The organism is Neisseria lisongii, assembly GCF_028463985.1.
GTDB lineage: Bacteria > Pseudomonadota > Gammaproteobacteria > Burkholderiales > Neisseriaceae > Neisseria > Neisseria lisongii.
Window position 1 is genome coordinate 1,138,176 of record NZ_CP116766.1, and the last position, 14,353, is coordinate 1,152,528.

Annotated in this window: 10 protein-coding genes; 5 read left to right on the forward strand and 5 right to left on the reverse strand. The window is 54.8% G+C overall.

The window, feature by feature from the left end; translation table 11 throughout:
* Positions 1-65: 65 nt before the first annotated feature.
* From PJU73_RS05090 to zwf, 3 genes are all read right to left on the reverse strand, one after another.
* Positions 66-1,064 (reverse strand): glucokinase, encoded by a 999-nt coding sequence (locus PJU73_RS05090; protein WP_237090615.1) that lies wholly within the window; start codon positions 1,062-1,064, stop codon positions 66-68.
* Positions 1,045-1,737, reverse strand: a complete 693-nt coding sequence (pgl, locus tag PJU73_RS05095) for a 6-phosphogluconolactonase (RefSeq protein ID WP_237090616.1) — start codon at positions 1,735-1,737, stop codon at positions 1,045-1,047. The genes PJU73_RS05090 and pgl overlap by 20 nt, the downstream gene beginning before the upstream one ends.
* Before the next feature lie 222 nt (positions 1,738-1,959).
* On the reverse strand, positions 1,960-3,405 hold the full coding sequence (zwf, locus tag PJU73_RS05100; RefSeq protein ID WP_237090617.1) for a glucose-6-phosphate dehydrogenase: 1,446 nt from the start codon (positions 3,403-3,405) through the stop codon (positions 1,960-1,962).
* 424 nt (positions 3,406-3,829) lie between these two features.
* Here zwf and edd point away from each other — a divergent pair, with 424 nt between their 5' ends.
* Together edd and PJU73_RS05110 are read left to right on the forward strand one after the other, a co-directional pair.
* On the forward strand, positions 3,830-5,665 hold the full coding sequence (gene edd, locus PJU73_RS05105) for a phosphogluconate dehydratase (RefSeq protein WP_237090618.1): 1,836 nt from the start codon (positions 3,830-3,832) through the stop codon (positions 5,663-5,665).
* A 205-nt stretch (positions 5,666-5,870) separates the two neighbouring features.
* Positions 5,871-6,506 carry a bifunctional 4-hydroxy-2-oxoglutarate aldolase/2-dehydro-3-deoxy-phosphogluconate aldolase gene (locus PJU73_RS05110; protein ID WP_237090619.1) on the forward strand — a complete coding sequence of 212 codons (636 nt, stop codon included), beginning with the start codon at positions 5,871-5,873 and terminating at the stop codon, positions 6,504-6,506.
* A 185-nt stretch (positions 6,507-6,691) separates the two neighbouring features.
* On the opposite strand, the gene PJU73_RS05115 is transcribed toward PJU73_RS05110, so the two are convergent.
* Complete coding sequence (locus tag PJU73_RS05115; protein ID WP_237090620.1) at positions 6,692-8,074, reverse strand: DEAD/DEAH box helicase; 1,383 nt, start codon at positions 8,072-8,074, stop codon at positions 6,692-6,694.
* A 513-nt stretch (positions 8,075-8,587) separates the two neighbouring features.
* Between PJU73_RS05115 and PJU73_RS05120 the strand changes: the two genes are divergently transcribed.
* Entirely contained in the window at positions 8,588-9,538 is a 951-nt protein-coding gene (locus tag PJU73_RS05120) for a class I SAM-dependent methyltransferase (RefSeq protein WP_237090621.1), read from the forward strand.
* 69 nt (positions 9,539-9,607) lie between these two features.
* On the opposite strand, the gene PJU73_RS05125 is transcribed toward PJU73_RS05120, so the two are convergent.
* On the reverse strand, positions 9,608-9,946 hold the full coding sequence (locus tag PJU73_RS05125) for a P-II family nitrogen regulator (RefSeq protein WP_237090622.1): 339 nt from the start codon (positions 9,944-9,946) through the stop codon (positions 9,608-9,610).
* Positions 9,947-10,051: 105 nt separating this feature from the next.
* Between PJU73_RS05125 and PJU73_RS05130 the strand changes: the two genes are divergently transcribed.
* Together PJU73_RS05130 and purL are read left to right on the forward strand one after the other, a co-directional pair.
* Positions 10,052-10,219: a hypothetical protein gene (locus PJU73_RS05130; protein WP_237090623.1), complete on the forward strand. Its 168-nt coding sequence runs from the start codon at positions 10,052-10,054 to the stop codon at positions 10,217-10,219.
* A 60-nt stretch (positions 10,220-10,279) separates the two neighbouring features.
* Positions 10,280-14,212, forward strand: a complete 3,933-nt coding sequence (purL, locus tag PJU73_RS05135) for a phosphoribosylformylglycinamidine synthase (RefSeq protein ID WP_237090624.1) — start codon at positions 10,280-10,282, stop codon at positions 14,210-14,212.
* Positions 14,213-14,353: the final 141 nt, after the last annotated feature.

The following is a 14,353-nucleotide window of genomic DNA, read 5'->3' on the forward strand; positions in this document are numbered from 1 at the left end:
GACAACCCAAACCGAACGCTGCCGGTTTGGGCTTCATTTATCTGTATTTTTTATCACAATACGTTTCAGGCTTTTTTTGCCTGATTCTGCAAATGGTTGTCCAAAGCGGCGGCGGCACCGACAATGCCGGGGAATTTGCTCAACACGACGTACACCGGCACAGCGGCCAGATAGGCTTCAAAGCGGCCTTTGTTTTCAAAACGGCTGCGAAACGGTGAGGTTTTGAAATAATCCAACACGCGCGGAATAATGCCGCCGCACAGATACACGCCGCCGCGTGCGCCCAGCGTCAGGGCGAGGTTGGAAGCCACCGTTCCCAGCATGGCGCAGAAAATATCCAACGCCTGACGGCAAAACGGCGACGTGCCGCTCAGGGCTTTGTCGGTAATTTCAGACGGCATCAGATAGGCGGGAACGACTTCTGCCCTTGCTGCCAAGGCTTCGTAAATCAGGCTCAGACCGGCGCCGCTCAAAAAGCGTTCTGCCGACACATGGCCGTATTTGTTTTTGGCGTATTGCCAAATCCACACTTCCATATCGTCAAACGGCGGAAAACTGGTATGCCCACCCTCGCCCGCCAGAGCGACCCAGCCTGCCGGGCTGGACACCAAACCGCTCACGCCCAAGCCTGTACCCGGACCGATCACGCCTTTGGGCGCACCTGCCACCGGTTTTTGCCCGCCAATCTGCACCAAATCTTCAGGGGCGGTTTGGGTTACCGCCAAGGCCTGTGCGGTAAAGTCGTTCAGCAAAATCAAGGTTTCCAGCCGCAGTGCCTGACGGGTGGTTTCAATCGAAAACGCCCAGTGGTGGTTGGTCATCTGCACCCAGTCGCCCAAAATCGGGTTGGCAATCGCAAAAGCGGCATGGCGCACTTTCGGGTTGCCGGTGCGTTTGAGGTATTCTTTGGCGGCATCGACTACGGTGTCAAAATCCTGACACGGCAAGACTTCTGCCGATTCAATCTGCTGCGGCGCAGTTTCCAGCGCAAAACGGGCATTGGTGCCGCCGATGTCCGCCACCAGACGCGGCCATGATTGCAAATCAGTTTGTGTAGAAGACATGGCATTCAACTCCTGTATGATTTAAAACCAAACCAATCGGATAGGCGGCATCGCCTGCGGCGGCACGGTCGAAAACGGCTTTTTTGTCCGCTCCCTGAATGGCGAGGAATACGGATTGGGTTTGGGCAATGGCGTTCAGCGTCATGCTGATGCGCTCGTGCGGTGCAGTAACCGGCGTGGTGTGAATCAACGTTTCGCTGCAGTCGGCGGCGATGCCTGCCGCAAGCTGCGGCGCTTGCGGAAACAGCGAAGCCGTATGCCCGTCTGCACCCATGCCCAGCACCAGCACATCGGGCTGACGGTAATAGCTGCGGGCAAACGCCAGCGCCGATTCGGAGGCAAGCTGCGTTTCATCGGCGGCATCGTCCACCATCGGCAACCATGTTGCGGCGGCGGCTTTGTTTTGCAGCAGATGGCGGCGCACCAAGCCGCTGTTGCTGTCGGCATGACAAGTCGGCACAATCCGCTCGTCCACCAAAGCAACGGTGATCTTGTCCCACGCTAAATCGATTTGCGACAAGGCCTCGAAAAAGGCAATCGGCGAGCGTCCGCCCGACACCGCCAACACGGCGCTGCCCTGCTGCGCCACGGCTGTTTGCAGCGCTGCGGCAACTGCCTGCGCCAAGGCTTCTGCCGCCTGCGCCGGATTATCCTGTTCGCACCAGATAAACATTTGTATTCCTTTCTGTTTTCAGACGGCATATTCCGCTAAAACATCCGATTGCCATACTAAAACGGGCGTAAGCCAAGCCATTTGATTGCTTGCCCGCATTGCGTCGTCTGATTACCACCCGATTGCTGCCCGTATAGAAACAGATAGTTCGGCGATAACTGTTGAGGCCGTCTGAAAAGCTGTTTTTGTTGTGAATGAAAACTGAATTGGGTTATTGTTGGGTTATTGTTCTTCGTGCCACTTGTCGCCATTGGCCGCCAGCAGACTGCGCGCGGCTTCCGGCCCCCACGAATGGGCGGCGTAGCCGTGCGGCGCTTGGGTGTTTTGCGCCCAGTTGTCCAAAATCGGCATCACATATTCCCAAGCCGCTTCCAGTTCGTCACGGCGGTTGAACAAGGCCAGTTTGCCGTCAATCACGTCCAACAGCAGCCGCTCGTAGGCTTCGGCACGCCGTCCGGCAACGGCTTTGCCCAAATCCACCCCCAGCGGCACACGTTCCACCCGATTGCCCGCCCCCGGCGTTTTCACCTGCATATACAGGCTCACGGTTTCATTCGGCTGTAATTCGATTACCAAGCGGTTGGGTGCAACAACGCTGTTTTCAAACAACTTCTGATTCAAATCTTTGAAATTCAACACGATTTCCGCCACTTTGCCCGCCATGCGTTTGCCGGTACGCAGATAAAACGGCACACCCCGCCAACGTTCGTTGTCGATTTCGGCTTTGATGGCGACATAGGTTTCGGTGAAACTGTCGGCCGGAACATTGTTTTCCTGCAGATAGCCGTTTACGCCCCCGGCGGCGGTATATTGCCCGCGCACCACATTTTCATTGACCGATTCCACCGTCAGCGGTTTCAGCGCTTTGATAACTTTGACTTTTTCATCGCGCACATCATCGGCATCCAAACTTTTCGGTGCTTCCATCGCCGTCATGCACAGCATCTGCATCAAATGGTTCTGCACCATATCCCGCAACGCACCGGTGATGTCGTAAAACTCGCCCCGCTCTTCCACGCCGAGCTGCTCGGCAATCGTCAGTTGCACGCTTTTGACATATTTGTTGTTCCACAGCGGCTCGAACACAATATTGCCGAACCGCAGCGCCAGCAGATTTTGCAGGCTTTCTTTGCCCAGATAATGGTCGATACGGTAAATCTGTTCTTCTTTAAAGAAACGGGCCACATCATCGTTGATTTGCTGCGAAGTGGCCAAATCCGTACCCAGCGGTTTTTCCAACACCACCCGCACATGGTCGGCATTCAGCCCCACCGCTGCCAGATTTTCGCAGGCTTGGGCAAAGAATTTCGGTGCGGTCGAAAGATAAATCACCACATTGTCGGTATTTTTGCGGCCGTGAACCGCCTCGCCCAAACTGCGGAAATCTTCTGCACGGGTTACATCAACCGTCAGATATTCGACACGCTGCAAAAACGCCGCCCAATCCTGTTCGGAAAAATGCTGTTTGATGTGGATTTTGGCATGGCTTTCCATTTTTTCCCGAAATGCCGCCGTATCCATCTCGCTGCGGCTCACGCCGAGAATCCGGCCCTGCGGGTGCAGCAGACCGGCGACGTGCGCCTGATACAGACAGGGCAACAGCTTGCGCATCGCCAAATCGCCGGTCGCACCGAACAGCACCAAATCAAAATCTGTTTGTGTATTCATCGTTTCATCTTTCATCGAGAAACCGGTTTTTATCCGCCCGCCTGCGGTTTTTGCCGCCGTTTCAGCGAGGCCGTCTGAAAACGGCCGCCGCAACAGATACCGGCTTTTTTTGCTACCGCTTTCAATTTAAACCATTATTTTTTAAAACGCTGCGCACTCGGCACGCACCGGCGGCGCAATCGGTAGTAATACTACACAGGGCTACACATTTTGTCTATCCGGTTTGATGCAAATAATTTGACTTAGTTTAAAGTTTTTTCATTTCCGTAATTTTGCATACGGCAACATTTGGCTTACATCAAGTTTCACTATATTTGCCGATTATTTTGTAACAAAATTACAGATTTTGGATTATAATAAGCGGACAATTAAAACTTATCGCCAACCGACTGCCCGTCGTTTCCCAAACAAGGAGCAAACCGCCATGACCGACACCCCACTGCACCCGACGCTGGCCAAAATCACCCAACGCATTATCGACCGCAGCCGAAACAGCCGCCAACGCTATTTAGACCGAATCCGTGCCGCCAAACAGCAGGGAAAGGTGGAACGCAGCCGCTTGGGTTGCAGCAATCTGGCACACGGTTATGCCGCCATGCCCAAAACCGTCAAAATCGAAATGCTGCGTGAAAATGTGCCGAATCTGGGCATCATCACCGCCTACAACGATATGGTTTCGGCACACCAGCCGTTTAAAGATTTCCCCGACTGGATTAAAGACGAAGCCCTGAAACACGGTGCAACCGCCCAAGTGGCGGGCGGCACGCCGGCGATGTGCGACGGCATTACGCAGGGCTATGCCGGTATGGAATTATCGCTGTTTTCCCGTGATGTGATTGCGATGAGTACCGCCATCGGTCTGTCGCACCAAATGTTTGACGGCGGTCTGTTTATGGGTGTGTGCGACAAAATTGTTCCCGGCTTGATGATTGGTGCGCTGTCGTTCGGCCATTTACCGGCGGTGTTTGTTCCCGCCGGTCCGATGTCCAGCGGCATCGGCAACAAAGAAAAAGCCCGCACCCGCCAACTGTTTGCCGAAGGCAAAGTCGGCCGTGAAGCGCTGTTGGAAAGCGAAATGGGTTCGTACCATAGCCCCGGCACCTGCACGTTTTACGGCACGGCCAATTCCAACCAGATGATGATGGAAATGATGGGCGTGCATCTGCCTGCTGCCGCCTTCGTCCACCCCTACACCGAGCTGCGTGAAGCGCTGACCCGCCATGCTGCCGCTCATCTGGCGCAAAATATCCGCAGCGGCAACATCAAACCTCTGGGCGAAATGCTGACCGAAAAATCGTTTATCAATGCCTTAATCGGCCTGATGGCGACCGGCGGCTCGACCAACCACACCATGCACCTGATTGCCATGGCCCGTACCGCCGGCGTGATTCTCAACTGGGACGACTTTGACGAAATTTCCGCCATTGTGCCGCTGCTGATTCGGGTGTACCCCAACGGCAAAGCCGACATCAACCATTTCACCGCCGCCGGCGGGCTGCCGTTTGTGATTCGGGAACTGCTCAAAGCCGGTCTGCTGCACAATGATGTCGATACCGTTGTCGGCCGGGGTATCCACCACTACACGCAAGAGCCGTTTTTGATTGACGGCAAACTCGAATGGCGGGACGCACCCGACACCAGCGGCGATGATGAAATCCTGCGCACAATCGACCGCCCGTTCTCACCCGACGGCGGCCTGCGCCTGATGAAAGGCAACATCGGCCGCAGCGTGATTAAAGTATCCGCCGTGCGGGAAGGCTGCCGCATTATCGAAGCGCCCGCCATCGTGTTCAACGACCAGCGGGAAGTATTGGAAGCCTTCGATCGGGGCGAACTCGAACGGGATTTTGTCTGTGTCGTCCGCTACCAAGGCCCCCGTGCCAACGGTATGCCCGAATTGCACAAACTCACGCCGCCTTTGGGCATTTTGCAGGACCGTGGTTTCAAAGTCGCCCTGCTGACCGACGGCCGGATGTCGGGTGCATCGGGCAAAGTTCCCGCCGCCATTCACATGACGCCCGAAGCCTCCATGGGCGGCAACATCGCCAAAATCCGTACCGGCGATATCATCCGTTTCGACTCCGTCAGCGGCGAACTCAATGTGTTGCTTGACGAAGCCCAATGGTCGGCACGCACGCCCGAAAGTATTGATTTAACCGCCAACGGCGCAGGCTGCGGTCGGGAACTGTTTGCCAATTTCCGCAGCCTCACCAGCGAAGCCGAAACCGGTGCCATGAGTTTCGGCGGCGAATTTGCCTGAACAATCATTATGCCGTCTGAAAACAAGTGCAGCGTGTTTCTGCGCAGCTATAGCGGATTTAATTAATTTTCGATACAAGGCAGCAAGCCGCAGACAGTACAAGTAGTACGGCAAGGCGCAGCAACGCCGTAGCGAAAGTTAAGTTAATCCGCTATAAAATCACATTTTCAGACGGCCTCACCAACAATCCCAACAGGAAAACACCATGTCCCTACTCACTCCCAGAGAAATCCTCAGCGCCGGTGCCGTCATTCCCGTCATGGCGATTCACGACCTCGACACCGCCGTCGATTTGGCACACGCACTGGTCGAAGGCGGCATTCCCACGCTGGAAATCACGCTGCGCACCCCTGTCGGCTTGGAAGCCATCCGCCGGATTGCCAAAGAAGTGCCGGATGCCATTGTCGGCGCAGGCACGGTGATCAATCCCGAACAATTACAGGCCGTTGCCGATGCCGGTGCCGTTTTCGCCATCAGCCCCGGCCTGCACCCGACACTCGCCGAAGCCGCCGCCGACAGCAGCATTCCGCTGATTCCCGGCGTTGCCACCCCGAGCGAAGTCCAGTTGGCACTGGAATTCGGCATCGACACCCTGAAACTGTTCCCGGCCGAAGCAGTCGGCGGCAAAGCCATGCTCAAAGCCCTGTACGGCCCGTATGCCGATGTCCGCTTCTGCCCCACCGGCGGCATCACCCCCGCCACCGCCCCCGACTACCTCGCCCTGCCCAACGTCTTATGCGTCGGCGGCTCATGGCTGACCCCGAAAACCGCCGTGCAAAACCGTGATTGGGCAAGCATTACCAAACTGGCGCAAGAAGCCGCCGCTTTAAAAACAGCGTAACCGTTGGCAATATAGTGGAATAAGCCCAAAGCCATACCAAGCAGCAAGCCGAAGACAGTACAAACAGTACAGCAAGGCGAAGCTAACGCTGTCGTGCTTTGCGATTATTTCACTATAAAAAACCAAGCCGTCTGAAAATTGAATTTTCAGACGGCTTGGTTTTATCTGTTTACAGAATTTTCCGCTTAACGGCCTTTATAGGCGGCTTTGGCGAAACTTTTGCCCGAGCTGCTGCCGAAGCGTTTGCGGCCGTCGCTGCTTTTTTTGAAGCCTTCGCTTTTCGGTTTGCCGCTCCAGCCGCCTTCTTTCGGTTTGCCGCCGGTTCGGGCCGGTTTTTTGTCGCCGAACGAGCGTTCTTTGCTGCCGGCAAAACTTTTCGCACCCCAGCCGCCCCTGCCTTTTGGTTTGCCGGCCGGTTTGCGTTTGCGGGTCGGTTCCATGCCGTCGATGGTTACTTCTTCGAGTTTGCGGCCGATGTATTTTTCGATTTTGTGGACTTTGACGTATTCATTGACTTCGGCAAACGTCATCGCCAAACCGGTACGGCCGGCACGGCCGGTACGGCCGATGCGGTGAACGTAGTCTTCCGCCTGTTTCGGCAAATCGTAGTTAATCACATGGGTAATGGTCGGCACATCAATGCCTCGGGCGGCAACGTCGGTGGCAACCAGAATTTTGCAGCGGCCTTTGCGCAGATCCATCAGCGTGCGGTTGCGCCAGCCTTGCGGCATATCGCCGTGCAAACAATGGGCGGCAAAGCCTTTTTCATACAAATCGTCCGCCAAGACTTCGGTCATGGCTTTGGTGGAGGTGAAAATCACGCATTGGTCGATGGCGGCATCGCGCAGAATATGGTCGAGCAGGCGGTTTTTATGGCGCATATCATCGCAATACAGCAACTGTTCTTCGATTTTACCCTGTTCGTCCACACGCTCGACTTCGACCACTTCGGGATTTTGGGTCAGTTTGCGTGCCAGTTTGCCGACTGCGCCGTCCCAAGTGGCGGAAAACAGCAGGGTTTGGCGGTCTTCGGGCGTGGCAGCAACGATGGTTTCGATGTCTTCGATAAAGCCCATATCCAGCATACGGTCGGCTTCGTCCAAAATCAGCACTTCCAAGCGGTCGAAATTGATTTTGCCGCTTTGCATCAAATCCATCAGACGACCCGGCGTGGCAACCACCAAATCAACCGGTTTGCTCAAGGCTCGGGTTTGATAGCCGAACGATGCGCCGCCGACAATGCTGACAGTGCGGAACCAGCGCATATTTTGGGCGTAAACCGAAGCGTTTTTCTCAACCTGAGCCGCCAGCTCACGGGTCGGTGTCAACACCAGCGCACGGGGACCTTTGCCCGGTTTTTCACTGCGGCGGGTCAAACGTTGCAGGGTCGGCAGCAGAAAGGCTGCGGTTTTGCCCGAACCGGTTTGAGCGGATGCCATAATGTCCCGTCCGGCCATCGCATGGGGAACCGCCTGCGCCTGAATCGGGGTCGGCGTTTCATAGCCTGCGCTGACCAGCGCCGAGAGAATGTTTTTATCAAGGTTTAAATCGGAAAATTTAATAGACATGGTTTATCCTGAGAAATGCCGTTTGGGCTGAAAATCAATCGTTTGCCAAACGGCAAGACAACAACGCTGTTCACCCGTATTAAAAAATACGTGTGGCCCGAAGCAGTGGCTGGATAACGGAATGTATGTAACGTTACAGGCTGTCGCAAGCGCTTTCGCTTGTGGTTAACATCGACAACAACCTGCACAATTACGCTTTGAAACAAAGCAACAGAAGAAACTCGCTTCGCTTTTTCCTGCGGAAAAATCGGTTTTCGGCGGCATTCGGACAGCGGATGCCGAAAGAAGCGGTTATAGGCTGGAAGACGATGGCTTCATAAAAACAAAATGAAAGGCGGATGATATAGACTTGCCCTGCTGCGGTCAAGCAGAATCTTGAAAATTACAGTAAAATACGCCCTTTATTCATTCCATGCCGTCTGAAAATGAGTGAAACGAATTTCAGCGAAGCTAAAATGTGCAAAGCAGAATTTCTGTTCAGCTAAACCGCAGCGGCAAGAACACGGAACTTTTATGAGCGACATCACTTCCTTTGCCAACCGCTTGGGCAAAAACATCAAACACCTGATGAAATGGGCAAAACGCAACCAAATCGAAGCGTGGCGGATTTATGATCGCGACATTCCCCAGTTTCCCTTTGCCGTCGATATCTACGGCGACCAAATCCACTTGCAGGAATACGACACCGGCTGGCTGATGCAGGAAGACGAATACGAAGCATGGCTGCAGCAGATTATCGAAGCCATTGTATTCGTTACCGGTTTTCCCGCAGCACACATCCACACCAAACGCCGCCAACGCCAAAAAGGCAGCAGCCAATACGAAAAAACCGGCCTGCACGGCGAAGATTTCACGATTGCCGAAAACGGCCGCCGCTTCTGGGTCAATCTCGACAAATACCTCGACACCGGCCTGTTTCTCGACCACCGCAACACCCGCAAAAAAGTCGGCGAAACCGCAGCGGGCAAACGCTTTTTAAACCTGTTTTCCTACACCGGCAGCTTCAGCGTTTATGCCGCCACCGGCGGCGCAGACAGCAGCGAAACCGTGGATTTGTCCAATACCTACCTCGACTGGGCAAAACGCAATTTCGAATTAAACGGCATCGACACCGAACGCCATAAAATTGTGCGTGCCGACGTGTTCCAATACCTGAAAGATGCCGCCGCCGAAGGCAAACAGTTTGACCTGATCGTGATGGATCCGCCGAGCTTTTCCAACAGCAAAAAAATGAGCGACATTCTCGACATTCAGAGGGATCAGCTTACCCTGATTGAAGGCGCAATGAAGCTGCTCGCTCCCGACGGTTTGATGTATTTTTCCAACAACCTGCGCCGCTTCGTTTTGGAAAACGCCGTGTCCGAACGCTTCAACGTGAAAGATATTTCCAAGTTTTCCGTTCCCGACGATTTCCGCAACAAAAAAATCCACCAATGTTGGGAAATCCGCCACCCCGCCAAATAAAAATAGGCCGTCTGAAAACTCGCTACACTCATTTTCAGACGGCCTGCTGTCGTTTATCAATAGATTTCGTCAAACCGCATCATCCGAACGCTCACCCGTGCGGATACGGACGGCCTCTTCCACCGGCAGAATAAAAATTTTACCGTCGCCGATTTTGCCCGAACGTGCCGTATCCATAATCACCTCCACCGCACGCTCGACCGCATCGTCCGCCAACACCAGCTCCAGCTTGACTTTCGGCAGAAAGTCCACCGCATATTCCGCCCCGCGGTAGATTTCGGTATGCCCTTTCTGGCGGCCGAAACCCTTCACTTCGCTGACGGTCATGCCGGTAACGCCGATTTCAGTCAGCGCCTCGCGCACATCGTCCAATTTAAACGGTTTGATAATGGCTTCGATTTTTTTCATTCCGACACTCCCTTCATCATTCTGAATCTATAAGTAAATTCACCATACAAAACAATATCGCCCAACAGTATAACATACAAACCGCCACGCTCAGGCCGTCTGAAAATGAGTGAAACGAATTTCAGCGAAGCTAAAATGAGCAAGGCGAATTTTAGCGAAGCGAAAACAGACAAAGCAGGCAGCGGTTCAGTTAAAACGCCCAAAGATTGTCAACACTTTTACAAAAATAGCCAAGCAAAATATTGCCCGACAGCGTATAATACGCAGGTTTGAAGCGGCAGCACCGAGTCTGTCGCCCGTCTGTTTTTTCCAACCGCATTTGAGAGTGAATCCATGTCTGTTGTTTTGCCCTTACGCGGCGTTACCGCCCTGTCTGATTTCCGCATTGAAAAACTGCTGCAAAAAGCCGCCGCACTGGGCTTGCCGCCGGCGCAGCCGAAAAGCGAATTCTGGTATTTTGTCAGCAGCCCGAACCCGCTGAATCCGCAAACCGTAGAAAAACTGCAAGCCTTATTGGATGCCCGAAGTGTTGATGAAACGCCGAAAGCCCGCAACGGCTTGCATTTGTTTTTGATTACCCCCCGCATCGGCACTATTTCCCCTTGGGCATCCAAAGCCACCAACATCGCCGAAAACTGCGGCATTGCAGGCATTGAACGCATCGAACGGGGCATGGCGGTCTGGATTGAAGGCGAACTGAACAACGAACAATACCGCCAATGGGCATCGCTGCTGCACGACCGCATGACCGAAAGCGTTTTGCCCGATTTGGATTCGGCAGCGCAACTGTTCCGCCATATCGAACCGGAAACCTTCGGCAGCGTGGACATTTTAAACGGCGGCAAAGCAGCTTTAGAGCAAGCCAACACCGCCATGGGTTTGGCGCTCTCACCCGACGAAATCGATTATCTGGTAACCAATTATCAGGCGCTGAACCGCAATCCGAGCGATGTCGAACTGATGATGTTTGCCCAAGCCAACAGCGAACATTGCCGCCATAAAATTTTCAATGCCGATTTTATCCTCAACGGCGAACAGCAGCCGAAATCGCTGTTCGGCATGATTCGGGATACCCACAACGCCCATCCGGAAGGCACGGTGGTCGCCTATAAAGACAATTCTTCGGTAATCGAAGGGGCGAAAATCGAACGTTTCTACCCCGATTCGGCAGAAAACCAGGGCTACCGCTTCCACGAAGAAGACACGCACATCATCATGAAAGTGGAAACCCACAACCACCCGACCGCCATCGCCCCGTTTGCCGGTGCGGCGACGGGTGCAGGCGGCGAAATCCGTGATGAAGGTGCGACCGGCAAAGGTTCCCGCCCGAAAGCAGGTCTGACCGGCTTTACCGTTTCCAATTTGAATATCCCCGATTTGCAACAGCCTTGGGAACAGCCTTACGGCAAGCCCGACCACATTGCTTCGCCGCTGGATATTATGATTGAAGGTCCGATTGGCGGCGCAGCGTTCAACAACGAATTCGGCCGCCCCAACCTCTTGGGCTATTTCCGCACTTTTGAAGAAAAAGTGGACGGCCAAGTGCGGGGTTTCCACAAGCCGATTATGATTGCCGGCGGCTTGGGCAATATTCAGGCGCAGCAGACGCATAAAGACGAAATCCCCGAAGGCGCATTGTTAATCCAACTCGGTGGTCCGGGTATGCTGATTGGTCTCGGCGGCGGCGCTGCTTCCTCAATGGATACCGGCACCAACGACGCTTCGCTCGACTTCAACTCCGTGCAGCGGGGCAACCCCGAAATCGAACGCCGTGCGCAGGAAGTGATCGACCGCTGCTGGCAGCTTGGCGATCAAAACCCGATTATCTCGATTCACGACGTGGGTGCAGGCGGTTTATCCAATGCTTTCCCCGAATTGGTCAATGATGCCGGACGGGGTGCAAAATTCGCCCTGCGTTCCGTACCTTTGGAAGAACACGGCCTTACGCCGCTGCAAATCTGGTGCAACGAATCGCAAGAGCGTTATGTGTTGGCAATTTTGGAACAGGATTTAGACACCTTCCGCACCATCTGCGAGCGGGAACGCTGTCCGTTTGCCGTAGTCGGCACCGCCACCGACGACGGCCATCTGCAGGTGCGGGACGATTTGTTCGACAACAGTCCGGTTGATTTGCCGCTGAACGTGTTGCTCGGCAAACCGCCGAAAACCACCCGCAGCGACCAAACCGTGAAGCCGTCTGAAAACCACGTTTTCAATGCCGAAAACATCGACCTGAAAGAAGCGGCATACCGAGTATTGAGTTTGCCCGCCGTTGCCGCCAAAAACTTCCTGATTACCATCGGCGACCGCAGCGTGGGCGGCATGACCCACCGCGACCAAATGGTCGGCCGCTACCAAACGCCGGTTGCCGACTGCGCCGTAACCATGATGGGTTTCAACACCCACCAAGGCGAAGCGATGAGCATGGGCGAAAAACCCGCCCTCGCCCTGTCGGACGCACCGGCTTCCGGCCGCATGTGTATCGGCGAAGCCCTAACCAACATTGCCGCCGTCAATATCGGCGACATCGGCAACATCAAACTCTCCGCCAACTGGATGGCCGCCTGCGGCACGGCGGGCGAAGACGAAAAACTCTACCGCACCGTTGAAGCCGTTTCCCAAACCTGTCAGGCATTGGGCGTAAGCATTCCGGTGGGCAAAGACAGCCTGTCGATGAAAACCGTGTGGCAGGAACAAGGGGAACAAAAATCCGTTGTTTCGCCTTTGAGCCTGATTATTTCCGCCTTTGCGCCGGTGAAAGATGTCCGCAAAACCGTTACGCCGGAACTGAAAAATGTTGAAGACAGCATTTTATTGCTTGTCGATTTGAGCTTCGGCAAAGCCCGCATGGGCGGCTCGGCGCTGGCGCAGGTGTACAACCAAACCGGCGGTGCAGCCCCCGACATCGACGCAGGCCGTCTGAAAGCGTTTTACGATGTGATTCAGCAGCTGGTTGCCGAAGACAAACTCTTGGCATACCACGACCGCAGCGACGGCGGCCTGTTTGCCACGCTGGCGGAAATGGCCTTTGCCGCTCGAATCGGCATTCTCGCAGACCTCGACAGCCTGACCCAAGCCACAGCCGCCGCCAATCCCGAACTGCATGAACGCAAAGATTTGCTGTCCCGTGTTTTGTTTAACGAAGAACTGGGTGCCGCCATTCAAATCCGTCAGGCGGACTTGGCAAGCGTTACCGCCGCTTTTGCCGCACACGGTTTGGACGCAGCACTGCACACCGTCGGCAAACCCAATACCGGCAAGGAAGACGAATTTGCCGTCTGCAGCGGTTCGGGCAAATACTTCTTGGCGGAAAACATCATTGAAATGCAGAGCGTGTGGCAATCCACCAGCCACGCCATTCAAAAACTGCGCGACAATCCCGACTGCGCCGACAGCGAATTTGCCCAAATCGCCGACAAAAAACGCAGCGCCCTGTTTGCCGATTTGACCTTCGATGTCGATCAAGACATCGCCGCTCCGTTTATCAACAGCGGCGTGAAACCGAAAATCGCCGTATTGCGGGAACAAGGCGTAAACGGCCAGCTTGAAATGGCGGCGGCGTTTACCCGTGCCGGATTTGATGCCTACGATGTCCACATGAGCGACCTGATGGCCGGCCGTTTCAAACTCGACAGTTTCCAAATGCTCGCCGCCTGCGGCGGTTTCAGCTACGGCGACGTATTGGGTGCGGGCGAAGGCTGGGCGAAATCGATTCTGTTCCACCCCGCCCTGCGCGACCAGTTTGCCGCCTTCTTTGCCAACCCGAACACCCTCACTTTGGGCGTGTGCAACGGTTGCCAAATGGTCAGCAACCTTGCCGAAATCATTCCGGGCGCAGAAGCGTGGCCGAAGTTCAAACGCAACATCAGCGAACAGTTTGAAGCCCGTTTGAGCATGGTCAATGTGCCGAAATCGCCATCGCTGATTCTGGCGGAAATGCAAGGTTCGAGCCTGCCGGTGGTGGTCAGCCACGGCGAAGGCCGTGCCGATTTCGCCCTCAAAGGCGGCAATGTGCCGGATGATTTGAATATCGCCCTGCAATATGTGGACGGCACCAACCAAGTTACCCAAACTTATCCGTTCAACCCCAACGGCTCGCCGCAGGGCATTGCCGGCGTAACCAACTGCGACGGCCGCATCACCATTATGATGCCGCATCCGGAACGGGTGTACCGTGCCGCCCAGATGAGCTGGAAGCCCGAAGGCTGGAACGAGCTTTCCGGCTGGTACCGCCTGTTTGCCGGCGCACGCAAAGCCTTGGGCTAAACAGCGCTGCAAAACCATGCCGTCTGAAAATCCGGTTTTCAGACGGCATACTTGCACACCCGCCGCCTTGATAAAGCGGCAATCCGCCACTATATCAACGGCAACGGTCGCTTTCAGCCATAACAGCGGCCATTCAGTCCC